The sequence below is a fragment of the Bifidobacterium sp. AGR2158 genome (assembly GCF_000424225.1).
GTDB lineage: Bacteria > Actinomycetota > Actinomycetes > Actinomycetales > Bifidobacteriaceae > Bifidobacterium > Bifidobacterium anseris.
In genome coordinates this window covers 243,135-261,364 of record NZ_AUJM01000013.1, presented here as the reverse complement: position 1 = coordinate 261,364, position 18,230 = coordinate 243,135, and the positions used below count along the sequence as shown (strand labels likewise).

Below are 18,230 nucleotides of genomic sequence, written 5' to 3'. Positions count from 1 at the left end.
CGTTGCGGCTCACTGGCCGAGGATGTCCTTGAGGTAGTCGGGCATCGTCTTCGGGTAGGTCGGCCATGCGCCTTCCTGCGTGCAGACGAACGCGGCCGTGTTGACGGCTGCGCGGTGCGCCAGTCCGAGTGAATCGCCGGAGAGGATGCGGCCGGTGAAGGTGCCGGAGAACGAGTCGCCGGCGCCGACGGTGTCGACGACGGTCACGCGCGGCGTGCTCAGCGTCGAGATCTCGCCGTCGTTCGACATGATCGTCGAGAACGTCGCGCCGCCGGTGAGGATCAGGTAGCGCAGGTCGTACTGATCGATGAACCACTTGCAGGCCTCTTCGTCGGAGGTGTCCTCGATGCCGAACATGCCGCGCAGCAGCAGCAGTTCCTCGTCGTTGATCTTGAAGACGTTCGCGTAGCCGAGCATCTCCTCGATGAGTTCCTTCGAATACATGTCGCCGCGCAGGTTGATGTCGAAGAACTTGAGCGCGCCGTCCTTCGTGTGCTTGAGCAGTTCGATGATCGTGTCGTGCGATTCGGGGGAACGCAGCGCGAGCGTGCCGAAGCACACGGCGTCGGCCTGCTCGACGATGTCGATGAGCTGACGCGTGTAGGAGATGTGGTCCCAGGCGACGTTCTCGACGATCGTGTACTCGGGGATGCCGTTCTTGAGCGCGACCTCGACGGTGCCGGTCGGCCATGCGTTGCGCTGCAGGACGGCGTGGATGCCGGACTTCTCGGCGGCGATTGCGAGCTCGTCGCCGAGGTCGTCCTCGCCGACCGCGCTGATCGAGTACGCTTCGGCGCCGTTCATCATCGCATGGTAGGCGAAGTTGACCGGCGCGCCGCCCGCGCGCTTGCCGGTGGGGAGCATGTCCCACAGGAGCTCACCGAGGGAGACGACGATTGGCTTGGCCATGATGACCCTTCTTTCTTCTGTTGGTTGTTGTGGTTGTTCGATTTGATTGGTGGAAGTGCTGTTCGCCGCCCACGCGAGGCGTCAGTCGCCGCGTCTTCGGCGTGCGATGTCGGCGAAGCGCGACGGCTGTTCGAGGAACGCGGTGATCGCGACGGCCGCCGCGCCGGTGACGGCCGCGTCGGTCGGCAGGTCGGAGAGCGTGACCGACGTCGTGGCGGCCAGCTCGGGCAGCACGCGGTCGTCGACGACGCGCATCGCCGACGCGAGCAGCGGCTCGCCGGCATGCGAGACGATGTCGCCGATGATGATGCGCCGCGGATTGAAGGCGTTGATGATCGTGACGAGGCCATAGCCGACGTAGGTGCCGATATGGCGCACGAGTTCGAGTGCGCGTGCGTCGCCGTCCGCGGCGAGCGCGAACAGCGCCTCACATGCCTCGATATGCGTCATCGTGTCGGAGTCGGCGACGATGCCGCCGTCCTCGTCGAGCGCCTTGTGGATCGCGACGGCCGAGCAGTAGCGTTCGAGGCATCCGTAGTTGCCGCAGTCGCAACGCCTGCCGTTGACGTCGATGCTCACATGGCCGATCTCGGTTGCGGTGCCGCGCGCGCCGTCGATCGTGCGTCCGCGTTCGACGACGCCGAGTCCGACGCCTTCACCGATCAGATAGTAGGCGAGGTCGTCGCGCGCGCCGTCGTCGCCGAACAGCTGCTGCGCGAGTGCGCCGGCGCGCGCGTCCTGCTCGATGAACACCGGCACGGCGAAGGCATCGGCGAATTCGGCGGGGAAGTTGACATCGCGCCACTGCTGCATCGACGAGACGACGGCCGTATGGCCGCAGTCGCGCAGATAGGGGCCGGGCACGGCCATGCCGATCGCGACGACGGTGCTGAAGCGCGCCATGATCTGTCCGATGAGCGTCTTGAGCGACGTGATCGCGTCGCCAATCGACGGATGGTCGGCCGTCATGTCCACCCAGATCCGCTGCGCGTTGCCGGCGAGGTCGAACAGGCCGACCTGGATGAGGCTGCGCGCGAACTTGACGCCGATGAAGTGGAAGCGTTCCGGATCGAGCCGCAGGCCGATCGAGCGGCGGTTGCGCGCGCCTTCGATCTCGCCGGTCTCGCTTATGAGGCCTTCGTCGATGAGCTTCGCCGTGATCTTCGTGATCGCGGCCGGCGTCAGGCCGAGCGATTTCGCGATCTGCGCGCGCGAGGAGACGCCGTTGTTGTACAGGAAACGCATGACGCGCGAACGGTTGTATTCCGACTGGTTGAGTTGTTCGGCCGCCATCACACCTCCCTGTGTCCGTCCGCCGTGTCCGTGGCTGCCGTAGTCGCGGGCTTCTTTTGATTAACTACGTTAAATGTTAACTTCGTTAATTCATGATGGCAAGTCGACACGCCGAAGAAGCGAGAAGAGAGAGGAGGACGTGATGGACGACGAAAGGCCGGCGCTGCGGCTGCATAAGTCATATATGCAGCCGCAGCGCCGGCCTCAGGTGGTAGCTGTTGCGACGGTCAGGGGAGCGGCCCTCCGATCGTCAGCTCGTCATCGTGCTTGCTTTACTCGGACAGATGCTCGGTCGAGTTCGACAGCATCCACGACGGACGGTCGCCTTCGGTGCCCGGCTTGTCCAGACCGATCGAGGAGCGAATCTCCTCTTCCGGGTTGAACAGCAGCGTGACGACTTCGCTCGCGACGGACTTGCGCGACACCTCGGTGCCCTTGAACAGTTCGCCCTTTTCGGTGATCTCGAAGTCGACCTCGTCCTTGTCGGTCAGCCAAGCCGGACGGATGATCGTGTAGTCGAGGTCGCTTGCCTCGATAACGTCGGCGGCCTTGCGGTAGTTGGTCAGGTAGTCGCCGAGGATGCGCGCGTTCCACGCGCCGAACTCGCCGGGGACCTCGCCGTGGATGCCGAGCGACGAAATCCAGATCAGACGCTTGACGCCGGCCTTGTCCATCGCCGCGACGGTCGCCTTCGCCATCGGGATGATGTCGGCGCTGCTGTCACGGCCGCCGGCCAGGTTCGCGTAGACAGCGTCGGCGCCTTCGATCGCCGGAAGCAGGTCGGCTTCGGACTTCGCGTCGCCGGTGACGATCGTCACATGCTCGTTGTCGAGCACGTCGGCGCCGAGTTCGTTGTCGCGGTGGATGAACAGCGTCAGGTCGACGTCGCCATGTTCGAGCAGCATCTGCTCGGCGAGACGTGCGATACGTCCGTTCGCTCCAAGAATCGTAATCTTCATGGGTATCACCTCGTATGGTTAGGGCGCCCGTAGGGACGTCCACGGTGGCGGACGGAGCGTGTCGCGGTCCTCGTCCGCATTGCTGCCGTTCATCTTAGGACGGTTCGGGCGAGGATGCGCCGTGCTTGCTCTCAGCTCATTTTTGCGGAAACTGGGTCGGTCCGCGTGCCGTGTCGAGCTGCGACGCGATGTTGTGCGCGAACGGATGAATCGGGAATGCGGCATGCGTCTCGCCGATCCATCCGTTCGGTGCGGCGGTTCAGCGATGCACCGTCGTGCCGCGGAACGTGAAGCTCGCGCAGGCGTCGCCGTCGTCGCGGCGGCGCAGGAAGTCGCGCGCGGCCTCGATGCGCTTGCGCGAGCTCGGCGTCATCGGCTCGGGCAGTTCGTCGGGGTCGAACCAGCCGACCGACGTCGACTCGTCGTCGCCGATGCACGGCTCGCTGCAGCCGTCGGGATCGACCTCGGCGACGAACAGATGATCGAGGTACTGCGTGCGGTCGCCGTTGGGATAGGTGATGACATGGTCGTCGGCTTCGACACAGGCGAGATCGGTGACGATGACGTCGACGCCGGTCTCCTCCTTCGCTTCGCGCGCGATCGTGTCCGCAGGCTGCTCGCCCGGTTCGATGATGCCGGAGACGAGTGCCCACTTGCCGGTGTCCGCGCGCTGTTCGAGCAGCACGAGGCCGTTGTCATCGACGATGTACGCGCAGGCGCCCATGAGCCACAGCGGTGCGTGTCCGATATGCTCACGCAGCTCGAGGATGAACGTCGGCGTCGTCATCGCGCGTCCTTCGCGCCTTCGGCGGCCATTTGCGCCATCCACGCCTCGACGTCGTCGATCTGCTTGGGGATGCCGGCGGAGATCCATTCGGGGCCGTCCTCGGTCATCAGCACGTCGTCTTCGATGCGGATGCCGATGCCGCGGTACTCCGGCGGGATCATCAGATCGTCCTCGCGGAAGTAGAGTCCCGGCTCGATCGTGAACACCATGCCCGGCGTGATCTTCGCGCCCTGATACGACTCGTAGCGGGCCTGCGCGCAGTCGTGCACGTCGAGGCCGAGATGGTGGGCGACGCCGCAGGCGAGCCAACGGCGATGCTGCTGGCCTTCGGGAGACAGGCTCTCCTCGACGTCCACCGGCAGGATGCCCCAGTCGTGCAGCCGTTCGGCGATGACGCGCATGCAGGCGTGGTGGATGTCCGAATAGGTCGCGCCCGGCTTGGCGGCCTCGAAGCCGGCCTGCTGCGAGTCGAGCACCGCTTGGTACAGCTTCTTCTGGAAGTCGGTGAACTTGCCGTTCGTCGGGAACGTGCGCGTGATGTCGGCCGTGTACAGCGAGTCGACTTCGACGCCGGCGTCGATGAGCAGCAGCTCGCCGGCGTTGACGGTGCCGGTGTTGCGGATCCAGTGCAGGATCGGCGCATGTGCGCCCGAAGCGATGATCGTGTCGTAGCCGACCTCGTTGCCTTCCTCGCGCGAGATCGAGTTGAACGCGCCTTCGAGGATGCGTTCGGAACGCGGCTTGCCGAGCGCATCCGGGAGCTTGCGCAGGATGTTATCGAAGCCGTGCTTCGTCGCGTCGACGGCGCGGCGGATCTCGCGCACCTCGAAGTCGTCCTTCTCCATGCGCGCCTCGGAGGCGAACTCGTGCAGCTTATCGTCGCGCACCGTGTTGTCGGCCTCGTTCGGGAAGCCATGCCCCTCGCGCAGCTCGTTCACTGTCGCCGTGACCTGCGGATCGGTTTCGCGAATCACGCGTAGCTGCACGGCGCCGGCCTCGTCGCCGACGTCCTTGCCGAGCATGTCGGCCAGCTGGGCGATGTCATGCGTCTCGATGCCGGTCATCGCCTCGAGCTCGTTCAGTCCCGCGCGCGGGCCGACCCAGTATTCGCCGTAGTGCGGATCCTTGAAGAAGTCCTGCGTGTAATGGTCGGCGCGCGGCGCGACGAACAGCATCGGCGTGTGCGTGCCGTCGGCGTTCGGGTCGAGCACGAGCACGGCGCCCGCCTCGTAGTCCTGGCCGAGGCCGGTGTAGTAGGAGAACGCCGAATCAGGGCGGAACGCGTAGTCGCAGTCGTTGTTGCGTACCTTCGGCTGGCCGGCGGGGATGACGAGCCGTTCGCCGGGGAAGGCCTCGCTCAGCGCCTGCAGTCGCGCCGGGATGTAGGAGGCGGACTCAAGTCGTTCGATCGTCGGCTCGTTGTCGTCCCAGCCGCTGCTCATGAACTCGACGAAGGCGTCGGAACGCGGACGCAGCGAACGGTTGTTGACGCGGTCGCCCATCGGCTGGTCGTCGCCCGGCGCGGCCGCCTGTTCGCGCGCCTCGTATTCCTTGTCCTGCTCGGTGATCACTTCGCTCATATCGATCCTTTCTGCGAAGTTCGCGGATGTTGTCGTCGTCGCCCAACATCGTAGTCGCCGCAGGAAACCTGTTTCGCCGGGCGGATGAACGGCACCCGGCGCCGCCTGCGCGCGTCGCGTATGGCGTCGAGGCGCGCCGCCGCATAGGTCGATAGTTCGTCCGTGCGGACGGGTTATGCGATGCGCGCTTCGTTCGATCGTGCGTCGCCGGCGAGTCGACGGTCGGCATTGAATGATGATGTGCGATGATGTGCGCATGGCATCGCCTTCATGCGCGTATCTGTTCGCTTGTGCGGGGAGGCATAGGGGGCGTCACGCATATATCGAAAGAAGCGGCGCCGAATACGGTTATGCGGGCGCGCACGCTGCTGCGAGGACGCCGGCGCGCGCCTTGCGGAGAAACACCGGCCGGTCCATGCCTGGGAACGGCAGCCTACGCGCCTACAATGAACCTATGAGTATCTATGACAGCTGTCCGCAACTGTGTGACGACGCCTACCGCATCCGGCTGATCGAACCCGACGACGCCGACGATCTGCTCGCCGTGTACGGCGACAGGCTCGCGCTGCCGTTCTTCAACTCCGACAATTGCCATGGCGCGAACTTCTACTGCCGCGACGTGCACGACGTGCGCGCGAGCATCGCCGCATGGCTCGACGAATACGCGCGGCGCGGCTTCGTGCGCTTCGCCGTCGAATCGTTGGCGACGGGAACCGTGATCGGCACGCTGGAGATGTTCCGTCGCGAAGCCGACGACTATTACGACGGCTGCGGCATCCTGCGCGTCGATCTGGCCGTCGATTACGAACGCGAGGACGTCATCCGCGACCTCCTCGACCTCGTCTCCGCGCCGTTCATGACATTGTTCGGCTGCGCGAGGATTGCGACGAAGGCGCCGCTGTACGCGGTCGAACGCCGCGCCGCGCTTGCCGGCGCCGGCTACACCGCGCGCCGCCAGCCGCTGATCGGCCACGACGGCACGCACTACTACGACTACTGGGTGATGGAACGCGCGTAGGACGCATGTAATCATCGATGATGCGAAAACCGGCTGCATCGGCGTGTCGATGCCGTCGATATCGCCAGCGAGAGGGACAATCAAGGCACGACAAAAATCGAACGATACGGAAAAACGGGGGGATTGCGATGGGGAGATCGATGCGAGTAAGCGTGGCGGCGGCGTTGCTGACGGCGGCCGTCATGACGGCCGGAGGATGCGGGACAAGCGAAGCGCAGCGGAACGACGCCACACCGCCGGCTGCCTCCGCCACAGCGACGCAGGGCGCGGATGAGGAATACCATGTGCTGCCCGAGTATCAGGCCAATCGACTCAAGGACGAACTGCGGGACTTCCCGATGGCGGGCAAGACGATTGAGTTCGCCGGACCCGTGCCGAGCTACACGGAAACGAACGGCGCACGCGCGCCTCAGACGATGCAGAACAGGACCGAGCTGGAGTTCAGCGCAAACAAGTCATACACGCTCGTCGCCATGTGCACGGGCGAAGGTGGCGCGAACGTGGAATGGCAGCTCGGCGTGCAGTTCAACAGACAGCATCTCGAATGCAGGCCGTACAGCGGCACGCAGTACATGAACGCCGGCGTGGCGGACATGGGCGTGACCGGCATCGGCGCCGACTCGAGCACCGTCACGATCACGCCGGACGAGGGGACGAAAGCGGAGTTCGCCTACCGCATCGACGAATCGGATGCGCCGGTGCCGATCGTCGACGACGACGCCACGGCGTAGGACGCGACGCCGCAGTGAGGGAAAACGACGGAAGCGACAGCACGGGGAGAACACGGCACAGTGAGGGAAGGCACGGCACGGTGAGGGATAAGACATCAACGAATAAGACATCAATGGATACGACGGCGGCGGACGAAACGGTGGAACCGACGCCGCCGTGGAAGATCATCACGGTGATGACGGTCATCAGCGCGCTCACGGTGGCCGCGTACTGGCTGTGGCCGAAGCCGCTCGACACGTCGCACACGCAGCTCGAGATCTCCGCATCATCGAAATTCACACGCGCGCAGCTCGACGATCTTGTGCAGGCCGTGTACCGCGAGAACGTGAGCATGAAGAGCTGCAGCGTCGACAAAGTCAAGTACGACGAGAAACAAAGCGAAGAGATCATCGACATGGAAATCGCAGACTACGACGAAGGACACGGCTCGGCGTTGGGCCGCGCCGCGCGCCAACACGGTCGCGACGGCGCGGCGGTCGTGTTCGTCGACATGACCTGCCGCGAACACGTGGACGACGAAGACCATATGGAGGAGTTCATGCTGCTGCCGCAGGCCGACGGCACACAGGCATGGGAACTGCAGGACCGCGGCAACGGCTGAGCGGACGGCGCGCGGCGTGCGCTCGCGCAGGACGGTCGGGCGCGGGCATAGAATGGACGGTTGTATCACAGCTGATGGAGCACAGCTGACGCAAGCAGCGGGAAGGTCGGAACGCATGGCAGACAAGAGCAGTATCCGGGACGTCGAACGTGACATCATGAGTCGTCCGAGCGAGAGGAACACGACGAACCTCGACCTCAAGCGAATGAAGATGATCCTCGACCTGCTCGGCAATCCGCAGGACTCATTCCGCGTTATCCACATCACCGGCACGAACGGTAAAGGGTCGACGGCGCGCATGGCGGAGGCGATCTGCCGCGCGTACGGCATGCGCACAGGCCTGTACACGTCGCCGCACCTCGAACACGTCAACGAACGCATCGCGATCGACGGGCAGCGCCTGTCCGACGACGACTTCGTCGAACTCTGGGACGAAGTCAGGGACTTCGTCGCGCTCGTCGACAAGAAAATGGACGAGGAAGGCTCGCCACGCATGAGCTTCTTCGAGGTGCTCACGACGATGGCGATCTGGAAGTTCGCGGACGCGCCGGTCGACGTCGCGATCGTCGAAGTCGGCATGGGCGGACGGTGGGACGCGACGAACGTGCTCGACGCGGACGCCGCAGTCATCGGGCCGATCGACATGGACCACATGGCATGGCTCGGCAGCACCGTCGAAGAAATCGCCGATGAAAAGGTCGGCATCATCAAGCCGGGCTGCACGGCGATCATCGGCGAACAGCCGCATGCGGACCAGGTCATGCCGATCATCAGGGAAGCGGTCATGGAGAACCATGCGACGCTCATCCGCGATGGCTACGAGGCGGAAGTCGTCGCGCGCATGCCGGCCGTCGGCGGACAGGTCGTCACGCTGCGCACGCCGAACGGCACCTATGCCGACGTGCCGCTCGACAAATTCGGCGAACATCAGGCGCACAACGCGCTCGCGGCACTGTGCGCGGCCGAGGTCGTCATCCCGGTCACCGGCGCGCTCGACGGCGATCTCGTCGCCGAGGCGCTCAGCTCGGTGAAGATTCCGGGACGCATCGAACAAGTGAGGAACTCGCCGACGATCATCATCGACGGCGGCCACAACGTCAACGCCGCCGAAGCGCTACGCGCGGCGATCGAGGAAAACTACGACTTCACGCAGCTCGTCGCCGTCGTCGCGATGATGGAGGATAAGCAGGTCGAGGAGTATCTCGGTGTGCTCGAGCCGATTGTCAGCGAGATCATCGTCACCGAGAACTCGTGGAAGGACCGCGTGATGCCGGCTGACAAGCTCGCCGAGATCGCGCGCGGCGTGTTCGGACCGGAACGCGTCACCTGCATCCCGTCGCTGCCCGATGCGATTCAGGAAGCGGTCAACCGTGTGGACGCCGACGATGAGCTCGGCGTCGGCTACGGGCACGGCGTGCTCATCTGCGGCAGCTTCGTCACTGCGGGCGACGCGCGCATGCTGCTCAAGGAATCGATCCACCCGGATTTGCGCAAGCCGAAGGAGGAACGCGTCCATCAGGTCGCGGTGACGCCGCAGGGCCGGGATGAGGCTGCCGGTGTTGCGGGTGCGGGTGTTGAGATGGACGCCGCTGAGCGCGAGTACGAATCCGATGCGGACACCGACTTCGACGTCTTCGACATGAACAGCATCCTCGGCGTTGACGATGAGGCTGATGAGGGCGGCGAGGAGGCCGACGGCAGCGCCGACGACGGGTCTGCTACCGCCGACTGAGCGCCCGCTGCAGCAGTATGTGGCTGAGTCCAAGCACCGACTGCCGGCGGAGAGGAGATGCAACAGAGGGCGGCGACCGGGGAGTCACCGCCCTCTGTTGCATGGCAGATGAGTCGCCAAGTAAGGGAGAGCCTACTTGGCGGATTGCGGATTGAGCTTTTCGGCCGTAGTCGCCGGCTTTGCGGCGGCGTCAGTGGCCGCCTTCTGCGGCGTCTGCGTCTCCGCCGTCTGCCGCGGCTGCTGCGGCTGCTTCTGCTCCGCCGCCTTCGACGTCTGCGCCGCCTTCTGCGCGGATTCGCGCTGCTGCTCTTTTTCCGCGTTGCCGTGCACCTTCGGCTTCAGCGCGCGGCGTACATCCTGGAGGAGGCGCAGCGACTTGTAGAAGGTCTTCTTGATCGGCACGTCGCGGCCGGCGGCGATCGTCGTCGTCTCCTCGGCGAACTTCGTCTTGAACGCGTTGAGGGACTTGAGCGACGGCGCGAAATCGTTGCCGATACCCATCAGGTCGAGTCTCTCGTAACCCATGCGCCCGAGTTCGCAGGCGACCGTGTACAGCAGCTTGTCCGGCACATGATCGCGCTTGACGGACGTGAGCATCGACGCATAGTAATACACGCCGGTCTTGCCCTGCAATGTGACGATTGTCCAGGCGACGACCTTGCCGTCGATGCGTGCGCCGAACACGCGGCAATGCTCGGGGCCGAGCGCCTTGATCATGTCCGTATAGTCGCTCATCGGCGCCGGCGTGAAGCCGTCGCGCCGTGCCGTCTCCACCATGACCGCGTAGTAGTCGGTGAAGTCCTTCGTCGCGATCTCGGTTTCGTCGGCGCACACCGCTGGCGATTCGCGCAGCGCCTTGCGCACGTCGCGCCTGCCGCGCTTCTTCATGCGCGCGAGGAGCTCCTCGTCGCCGCCGGTGATGTCGAGCACGACCGTCTCGTTGTACGGGACCGTCGAAAGCACCGGGTAGGTGCCCTTGTCCGTCCATGTGTCGATGCGCAGGAACGCGACGTGCTTGTCATGCGTCCTGACGAAGTCGACGAGTTCGGCGATGACCTGCTGTTCGAGCCGCTCGTCGGGCTTGCTTTTCCAGACCGGCCCGTGCATCGAGCGCAGATAGTGGTAGCCGTGCGTTTGCATGTCGATCAGTGAGACGACGGCGACGACGTCGTTGCCGTCGCGGATGATCAGGCATCCCCACGGCGTGCGTCCCTCGACGCCGGCTTGGAAATCCGCCCATACCGACGTCTGCTCGATCGGCAGTTCGATGCCGTTGGCGTCGGCCTCGCGTTCCATCGTCTGAGGGCTGACGCGTTCGATCGTGATCATGATGTCCTTTCGTTCCTTGGCGTCCCTATTCTATGCGTTCGCGCGATTCCATGCGTTTGTGCGATTCCATGCGTTCGTGATTGCACTGCGTCCGTGATTGCGACGCGCCCCGCGCGATGCTGTGCGTCCGGCGCGTTCAGCTGAACAGACGCCTGATAATCGCCGAGTCGCCCTCGTACGGCACATGCTTGTTGTGCATCTTGATCCAGCGTTCGTCGCCCTTGCCGATGAGCAGCAGCACGTCGAAGCCGTCGTGGTCGCGCGCTTCGGCGACGATGTCCTCGACGGCGGTGGGACGGTCGATGATGATCGACGCGTCGACGTCTGGATTCGTCACATCGCCGAGCATCTCCTCGGCGATCGCCATCGGATCCTCCTCGTTCGTGTCCTCGGTCGTGAAGACGAAACGCTGCACGCGGTCCTGCGCGGCTTCGACGATCTCGCGGCGGCGGTCGAGCGCCTTGTCTCCCGCCGACCCGGTCAGCAGCGTGATGCGCGGATGGCGCGCGCCGTATTTGCGTGTCACGAAGTCGAGCAGCGCGTTGACGGATGCGTAGTTGTGCGCGTAGTCGACGATGGCGACCGTGTCCGAATGCGGATCGGTCGATTCCTCCATCCTTCCCGAGATGCGCACGTGCGCCATCGACGCGAGCGCACGCGGATCGTGGATGTCGATGCCGACGATCTGCGCGAGCGCGAGCGCCGCGCAGGCGTTCGCGTAATTGAAGTCGCCTTCGATGGCGAGGCTCAGTTCGCCGAGTGGCTGGCCTTCGGTGAACGCGAAGGTCGTGTGCGTGTCGTCGACCGGCTGCGCGGTGACGTCGGCGACGGCCTCGTCGATTGAGAAGGTCGTGACGGGCACGTGCGCGATCGTCGCGTCCTCGGCGACGAGGTCGGTGTAGTCGCCGGGCACGCCGAGCACGAGCGCGCGCGTGTTGCGTACGATCTGGCGTTTGCAGTACAGGTAGTCCTCGAAGGAGGGGTGTTCGATCGGGCTGATGTGGTCGGGGGAGATGTTGAGGAACGCGGCGGCGTCGAAGGTCAGGCCGTAGACGCGGTTGACTTTGTACGCCTGCGAGGAGACCTCCATGACGAGGTAGCGCATGCCGTTGTCGACCGCTTCGCGCATCATGCGCGCCGCGTCGAGCGATTCGGGCGTCGTCAGGTCGGATTCGACGTAGTGCACGCCGTCTACGCAGTTGTCGACCGACGAGAACAGCGCGCACTTGTTGCCGCTCATCGCGTTGATGATCGCGTGCGTGAAGTACGAGGTCGTCGTCTTGCCTTTCGTGCCGGTGACGCCGATGAGCTTGAGCTCGCGTTCCGGATAGTCGTAGAAGGCCTGGGAGAGCAGGCTGAGCGCCTTCGTCGCGTCGTCGACGATGAGGCCGGGCGCGTGGGTGACGTCGCTGTAGTCGTGTTCGGCGACGTATGCGGCCATGCCGGCCTCGTCGCCGCCGGCGAGGTATTCGGCTTTGAAGTTGCCTTTGCAGCACATGAGTGTGCGCGGCTTGATCTGCTTGGAGTCGTAGGTGATGTGCGCGAAGGGGACGTCGGAGTCGGGGATCGTGGACGCGAAATCGGTCCAGCGGTCCGGTGTGATGATCTCCCGCAGCAGATCGTGCTCGCTCAGCAGTGCGGCTGCGGATTGCAATGTCAACGTCATGGCTCGTGCGCTCCTTGAGGTACCTGGTGATGTCGTCCATGCATTCTACCGCGCGGGTTGCATCGACTCGTCGGCGCACGTGGCCGGGCACGTAACGCCGTGGGCTTGAGCGGAGGGACTTGCGTACAATGGGAGGCGTGAGCGAACAAGAGACGAAAGCCGAGACGATGGAGGCCAAGCGCGCGCGCTTCGAGAAGCTCGCGATGCCCGCCGTCAACGCGCTCTACCGTCAGGCGATGAAATTCACCAACAATCCGGAGGATGCGCAGGATCTCGTCCAGGACACCTTCGAACGCGGCTTCAAGGCCTTCGACTCGTTCAAGCCGGGATCGAACTTCGAGGCGTGGATGACGACGATCGAGCGCAACGCCTTCTTCAACCAGTACGCGAAGGCGAAGCGCCGTCCGCAGCGGGCGAACGATTCGACCGGCGAATACGACGACTGGGACATCTACGCCGCCTCCGAACATGCCTCGCAGGGTCTGCGCTCGGCGGAGCAGGAGTATCTCGAGGCCTTCGCGCCCGAGGAGATCATGGCGGCGCTCAACAAGCTGCCCGAGGAACGTCGGCAAGTGTTCATCGATGCGGCGATCGACGGCAAGTCGTATCAGCAGGTCGCCGACGAGCAGGGCATCAAGATCGGCACCGTCATGAGCCGCCTCAACCGTGCGCGCACGCAGCTGCGCAAGGAGCTCGCCGAATACGCGGCGGCGCGCGGCTACGGCAAGGTCTCGGATGGCGCGAAGCCGACGCGTCGGCGCGGCCGCAAACCGGCCGCGGACGTCGTCGCCGTCGTCAGCGGAAATAAAAGGGCGTCGAAGGCCGTTGAATCTGATAGCGACCACGAACTCGTGGACGATATGACGACGAAGGGCGGTGCGCGATGAACGCGGATGAACGGCCCGGACAGGAACGACTGGGAAACGACGAGATGAACGAAGCGAACAAGGAAGCGGTCGGCGGCGATTGCTTCGATCCGGACACCTGCTGCGATCGCTATGAGCAGATGATGATTCGCGCGATGCGTGCGGTGCTGCGTCCCGAGGAGGCTCCCGAATGCCTCTACGAGAAGCTCAGGATGACGCTGGACGCGTGCTGCGGTCACGCGCATGTGACGCATACGGTCGTCACGCACGCCGTCGTGCACCATCCGGGCGCCGACGGGCAGTGAGACGGCGCTCGAATACGGAAAAAGCCCCTTGGGAACCAAGATTCCCAAGGGGCTTTCGCGTTGTTCAGGCCGAAGTCGGTGAATCAGGCATTTGGCCTTTTGCCGTGGTTCGCAGCCTTTTTACGACGAGCCTTACGCTTACGTCCGCGCATTCCCATGATGGACTCCTTTGGATAGAACAATCAATGCTAGCCTTGATTAGCCTACAGGATTATCGCATGGCGTGCCGACGTGGCGCACTGTTCAGTCGCGCATGCCGATGGACATGCGCGTCGCGCTCACTTGCGCCGGCTCGATGCGGATCAGGTCGATGCCGGTGTTGAACGCGTTCGCGTACGCCGTCTGCGGCTCGACGGCGACGCCGGCGGGGCGGATCTCGGCGGGGAAGCCGGTGCCGGTGCAGATCTGGAACGATGTGATTGTCTCGTCGCCGCTGATTGCGACGCGGCTGCCGTCCGGCCTCGTCAGCGTCGCCGTCGCGATGCCGGCCGCGTCGTGGTGGACGTCGGTGAGCGCGTCGTCGTACGGCTGTTCATCGAGCGCGCGCGGCACGCGGAAGTCGAATTTCGTGCCGTCGACCGATTCAGTGCCCACGGGGATGAGTCGTTCGTTGACCTGCACATGGGTGTCGGCGTCCACTTCGAGCGTGCATTGCGCGTTGTGCGCGTCGATCTCGTCGCCGTAGCCGTCGAAGCCGTTGGCGATCCACGGGTGGATCGCCAACGCCCACGGCGCCGCGTGCCTCGAGCGGTTGTGCGCGCGCACGAGGATGTGCAGACCGTCGTCGTCGAGCGTGTAGGTCGCGGTGACGAACAGGTCGAAGGGGTAGTAGGCGACCGGCGGCATGCGCCATGACAGCGTCGCCTCGCATTCGGTGAGCCGTTCGAGACGCCAGTACTGGTCCTTCGCGAAGCCGTGGATCGCGTTGTCACGGTCGGGTTCGTTGATCGGCAGCTGATAGTCGACGCCGTCGAAGGTGTAGCGGCCGGAGGCGATGCGGTTGGGGAAGGGGATGAGCAGCTGCCCCTGGCAGCACGCGGCGATGTCGTCCGCGCCGAGCGGGACGGTCACGTGCACGCCATCGCAGGTCAGGACGCGCAGCGTCGCGCCGAGTTCGGCGATGACGGCGCGGTAGCGGCCGTGCTCGATCGTGTACTGGTCGCCGGTGCGCGGCGGCAGATCGGAGGTTGGGGACAAAGACGTCGTCAGGGACATGGCATGCTCCATTGGTTGCCAGGTGCGCGGCGGATCCGTGTCCGCCTGCACTCCGGAGGTGGTTAGTTCATCGAGTTATCATAGTCGCCGCCGCCTATGAGTGTGCATATCTGTGGTCGGGGCGCCCATGGTCGGCGTGCATATCGTTTGCTATCGTGGAAAGCCGGTCGCAACAGGGAGGGCGAACATGGCACGACGTATCATTCTGGCGAATCCGCGCGGATTCTGCGCGGGGGTGGACCGCGCGATTCAGACGGTCGACACAATCCTCAAGGCCTCGCACGGGCCGCGTCCCGACGGGCTGCCGCCAGTCTACGTGCGTCGGCAGATCGTGCACAACCGGCATGTCGTCGAACAGCTCGCCGCGCGCGGCGCCGTGTTCGTCGAGGAGCTCGACGAGATCCCAGACGAGGCCGCGGCCGCCGGCATCCCGGTCGTCTTTTCGGCGCACGGCGTATCGCCGGCCGTGCAGCGTGAGGCGGACCGGCGCGCGCTCGCCGTCGTCGATGCGACGTGCCCGCTCGTGGGCAAGGTGCACCGCGAGGTGCTGCGCTTCGTGCGTGAAGGATACGAGATCGTCTATATCGGGCACGACGGCCACGACGAGGCCGTCGGCGTCGTCGGCGAGTCACCGGAGCATGTCCATCTGATCGAGCACGCCGCCGACGTCGACAAGCTTGAGTTCACGCCGGACACGAAGCTCGTGCTGCTCACGCAGACAACGCTCAGCGTCGACGAGACGGCGGACGTCATAGCCGCGCTGCAGCGGCGCTTCCCGTGGATCGAACTGCCGCCGAGCTCGGACATCTGCTATGCGACGTCGAATCGGCAGGAGGCCGTCAAGCTCGTTGCGCAGCAGGCGGACTGCATGGTCGTCGTCGGTTCGGCGAACTCGTCGAACTCGGTGCGGCTGATGGAGGTCGCGAACGAGGCGCTCGGCGCGCGCGGTGAAGCGCATCGCGTCGACGACGCCGCCGAAATGGATCCGGCATGGTTCGATGGCGTCGACACGGTCGGCGTCTCCTCGGGCGCGTCCGTCCCCGACGAACTCGTCGCCGGTGTCGTCGAACGGCTGCGCGGGCTTGGCTTCAGCGAAGTCGACACCGTCGAAACGATCCGCGAGAACATGCACTTCGTGCTGCCGAAGGAGCTGCGCGCGCAGCGGTGAGCGGACGTCTGCGCCGCGTGCGCACGTTGTAGCTTGCGGTGGCACGGTCAGCTCAGTCGGACGGTCAGCTCGGTCGAATGATCAGCTCAGTACGATTTGTTCGTCGTGCCGATCGGTGCGACGGTCGCGCCGAGCACGGCGACGAGGTCGTGCGGGTCGACGCCGAGGCTCAGGCCGCGTTTGCCGCCGGAGACGAGGATGACGTCGAAGTCCATCGCCGAGGCGTCGAGCACGGTCTTGTGCCGCGTCTTCTGCCCGAGTGGGGAGATGCCGCCGACGACGTAGCCGCTTTCGCGCATCGCGACCTTGGGGTCGGCCATCTCCGCCTTCTTCGCGTCGACGGCGTGCGCGAGCTCCTTGAGGCTCATATGCCCGTTGACCGGCACGACGCCGATGACGCGTTCGTCGCCGGTGTCCGCCATCAGCGTCTTGAACACCTGCCGTTCGTCGTAGCCGAGCTTCCTGGCGGCCTCCAACCCGTAGCCGTCGGTGTCGTTGTTGCTGTGTTCATATTCGTGTACCGTGAACGCGATTCCCGCCTGTTCCAGTTGCGCGATCGCCGGCGTCGCGGCCGCCTTCTGCTTCTTTTTGCCCATGCGCACCAGTATAGGAGCGGCGTCGATGCCGATGCGCGTGGCGAAATGCGCGGGTTGACTGCGCTGTCGTCGCCAGCGAAACTCTCGACGTCCATACAAACAGAGGTGGCCCCATCCTTTCGGTTGGGGCCACCTCGATGAGTCATGCGACGTCATTCAACAGAATCATTCATCAGTTGATGGGTCGCGGATGAGCGGGCCGCCGCGGCGACGCCGCCCGTCGCTCACTCGGAGATCTCGGCGAAGTACTCGAGCGTGCGCACCATGTTCGACGTGAAGCCGTACTCGTTGTCGTAGAAGGCAACGGTGCGGGCCATCGTCACGCCGTCGACGGTGTTGACGTCGGTCTGCGTCGGATCGAAGACGCCACCGTGGGTGTCGCCGACGATGTCGCCGGAGACGATCTCGTCATCGTTGTAGCCGTAGTAGGCGCAATCCTCGAACGCGTCCTTGAACGCGGCGTTGATCTCGTCGACGGTCGCGTCCTTGCCGAGGACGGTGAACAGCTCGGTGATCGAGCCATCCGGGACCTGCACGCGCTGGGCGTGGCCCTGCAGCTTGCCGTTGACCTCCGGGACGACCTTGCCGATCGCCTTCGCGGCGCCGGTCGAATGCGGGATCGTGTTGATCGCGGCGGCGCGCAGTGCACGGCCGCTCTTGTTGCCGCGCGGGCCGTCGAGGATCATCTGGGTGCCGGTGTAGGCGTGGATCGTCGTCATGAAGCCGGCCTTGATGCCCCACTTGTCGTTGAGCAGCTTGACCATCGCGGCCATCGAGTTGGTCGTGCAGGAGCCTGCGGAGACGATGTTGTCGTCCTTCTTGAGGATGTCGTGGTTGACGCCGAAGACGACGGTCGGGGTGGTCTCGTCCTTCGCCGGGGCGGAGATGAGGACCTTCTTGGCGCCGGCGTCCAGGTGGGCCTGGGACTTCTCGGCGGAGGTGTAGAAGCCGGTGCACTCGAGCACGAACTCGACGCCGTCGTTGGCGACCCACTTGAGGTCGCGCGCGTCGCGCTCAGCGTAGACCGGGTATTCCTTGCCATCGACGACGATGGCGGTGTCGGTGGCCTTGACGTCGACCGGGGTGCCGTCGACGTGCTTGAAGACGCCGTGGGTGCTGTCGTACTTGAGCAGGTAGGCGAGAGCAGCCGGCGAGGTCAGATCGTTGATCGCGGTGACCTCGATGTCGGCGGCTTCGCCGCCCTTCTCCTGCAGCTCGAAGATGCGGCGGAACGCGAGGCGGCCGATGCGGCCGAAGCCGTTGATACCAATCTTAACTGTCATGTAGTTTCTCCCTTGGGGAACAGCCGGCGGCCAATGAACGCCCGCCGGCGTGGTTAACCAACGTGCCCCATTCTAGTGGCGTTGCTTGACCAAGGCGGCCGCCCTGCGCGTCGAAAACCGTTGGAATTGGTTGCGAACGGTTGCATTGAACGGTCCTCAGCCCACGCCGTCGGCAATCATGCGCTGTGAGC

Annotated in this window: 17 protein-coding genes and 1 pseudogene; 7 read left to right on the top strand and 11 right to left on the bottom strand. The window is 64.8% G+C overall.

All coding sequences use genetic code 11. The features are described from left to right. Positions 1–9 precede the first annotated feature (9 nt). From G606_RS0105800 to G606_RS0105780, 5 genes are all read right to left on the bottom strand, one after another. Positions 10–909 (bottom strand): carbohydrate kinase family protein, encoded by a 900-nt coding sequence (locus tag G606_RS0105800; RefSeq protein ID WP_026645163.1) that lies wholly within the window; start codon positions 907–909, stop codon positions 10–12. Between the two features lie 81 nt (positions 910–990). Then, positions 991–2,202, bottom strand: a complete 1,212-nt coding sequence (locus G606_RS0105795; RefSeq protein ID WP_026645162.1) for an ROK family transcriptional regulator — start codon at positions 2,200–2,202, stop codon at positions 991–993. Positions 2,203–2,474: 272 nt separating this feature from the next. Then, positions 2,475–3,161 (bottom strand): NAD(P)H-binding protein, encoded by a 687-nt coding sequence (locus tag G606_RS0105790; protein WP_034523768.1) that lies wholly within the window; start codon positions 3,159–3,161, stop codon positions 2,475–2,477. A gap of 259 nt (positions 3,162–3,420) precedes the next feature. After that, entirely contained in the window at positions 3,421–3,948 is a 528-nt protein-coding gene (locus G606_RS0105785) for an NUDIX hydrolase (RefSeq protein WP_026645160.1), read from the bottom strand. Further along, positions 3,945–5,528, bottom strand: coding sequence for an aminopeptidase P family protein (locus G606_RS0105780; RefSeq protein WP_026645159.1), 1,584 nt, complete (start codon positions 5,526–5,528; stop codon positions 3,945–3,947). Before G606_RS0105780 ends, G606_RS0105785 begins: the two co-directional genes overlap by 4 nt. Before the next feature lie 454 nt (positions 5,529–5,982). Here G606_RS0105780 and G606_RS0105770 point away from each other — a divergent pair, with 454 nt between their 5' ends. From G606_RS0105770 to G606_RS0105755, 4 genes are all read left to right on the top strand, one after another. Beyond that, positions 5,983–6,546, top strand: coding sequence for a GNAT family N-acetyltransferase (locus G606_RS0105770; RefSeq protein ID WP_026645158.1), 564 nt, complete (start codon positions 5,983–5,985; stop codon positions 6,544–6,546). A 140-nt stretch (positions 6,547–6,686) separates the two neighbouring features. After that, positions 6,687–7,277, top strand: coding sequence for a hypothetical protein (locus tag G606_RS0105765; RefSeq protein WP_133120864.1), 591 nt, complete (start codon positions 6,687–6,689; stop codon positions 7,275–7,277). Between the two features lie 113 nt (positions 7,278–7,390). Further along, positions 7,391–7,879 (top strand): hypothetical protein, encoded by a 489-nt coding sequence (locus G606_RS0105760; protein WP_026645156.1) that lies wholly within the window; start codon positions 7,391–7,393, stop codon positions 7,877–7,879. A 115-nt stretch (positions 7,880–7,994) separates the two neighbouring features. Beyond that, the gene (locus G606_RS0105755; protein WP_051198602.1) at positions 7,995–9,611 is read left to right on the top strand and encodes a bifunctional folylpolyglutamate synthase/dihydrofolate synthase; all 1,617 of its coding nucleotides are present in this window, start codon (positions 7,995–7,997) and stop codon (positions 9,609–9,611) included. A gap of 336 nt (positions 9,612–9,947) precedes the next feature. On the opposite strand, the pseudogene G606_RS10085 reads toward G606_RS0105755, so the two are convergent. Then, positions 9,948–10,940: pseudogene (locus G606_RS10085) on the bottom strand (lipid II:glycine glycyltransferase FemX); the annotation flags it as partial. A 136-nt stretch (positions 10,941–11,076) separates the two neighbouring features. Continuing rightward, positions 11,077–12,606 carry a UDP-N-acetylmuramoyl-L-alanyl-D-glutamate--2,6-diaminopimelate ligase gene (locus G606_RS0105745; protein ID WP_026645154.1) on the bottom strand — a complete coding sequence of 510 codons (1,530 nt, stop codon included), beginning with the start codon at positions 12,604–12,606 and terminating at the stop codon, positions 11,077–11,079. A 167-nt stretch (positions 12,607–12,773) separates the two neighbouring features. Here G606_RS0105745 and G606_RS0105740 point away from each other — a divergent pair, with 167 nt between their 5' ends. Continuing rightward, entirely contained in the window at positions 12,774–13,493 is a 720-nt protein-coding gene (locus G606_RS0105740; protein ID WP_081664094.1) for a sigma-70 family RNA polymerase sigma factor, read from the top strand. A 44-nt stretch (positions 13,494–13,537) separates the two neighbouring features. After that, positions 13,538–13,777: a hypothetical protein gene (locus tag G606_RS0105735; protein WP_243390016.1), complete on the top strand. Its 240-nt coding sequence runs from the start codon at positions 13,538–13,540 to the stop codon at positions 13,775–13,777. An 83-nt stretch (positions 13,778–13,860) separates the two neighbouring features. Here the strand turns inward: G606_RS0105735 and G606_RS11530 are convergent, their stop codons facing one another. Together G606_RS11530 and G606_RS0105730 are read right to left on the bottom strand one after the other, a co-directional pair. Beyond that, positions 13,861–13,935 carry a 50S ribosomal protein bL37 gene (locus G606_RS11530; protein ID WP_369803150.1) on the bottom strand — a complete coding sequence of 25 codons (75 nt, stop codon included), beginning with the start codon at positions 13,933–13,935 and terminating at the stop codon, positions 13,861–13,863. A gap of 85 nt (positions 13,936–14,020) precedes the next feature. Then, positions 14,021–14,992 carry an aldose 1-epimerase family protein gene (locus G606_RS0105730; protein ID WP_026645151.1) on the bottom strand — a complete coding sequence of 324 codons (972 nt, stop codon included), beginning with the start codon at positions 14,990–14,992 and terminating at the stop codon, positions 14,021–14,023. Positions 14,993–15,179: 187 nt separating this feature from the next. On the opposite strand from G606_RS0105730, the gene G606_RS0105725 reads away from it, so the two are divergent. Then, complete coding sequence (locus tag G606_RS0105725) at positions 15,180–16,160, top strand: 4-hydroxy-3-methylbut-2-enyl diphosphate reductase (protein WP_026645150.1); 981 nt, start codon at positions 15,180–15,182, stop codon at positions 16,158–16,160. A gap of 86 nt (positions 16,161–16,246) precedes the next feature. Here G606_RS0105725 and ybaK read toward each other — a convergent pair whose 3' ends face one another. Further along, positions 16,247–16,756, bottom strand: a complete 510-nt coding sequence (gene ybaK, locus G606_RS0105720; protein ID WP_026645149.1) for a Cys-tRNA(Pro) deacylase — start codon at positions 16,754–16,756, stop codon at positions 16,247–16,249. Between the two features lie 224 nt (positions 16,757–16,980). Next, a complete protein-coding gene (gap, locus tag G606_RS0105715; RefSeq protein ID WP_026645148.1) occupies positions 16,981–18,039 on the bottom strand; it encodes a type I glyceraldehyde-3-phosphate dehydrogenase in 1,059 nt (352 codons plus the stop codon). Positions 18,040–18,230: the final 191 nt, after the last annotated feature.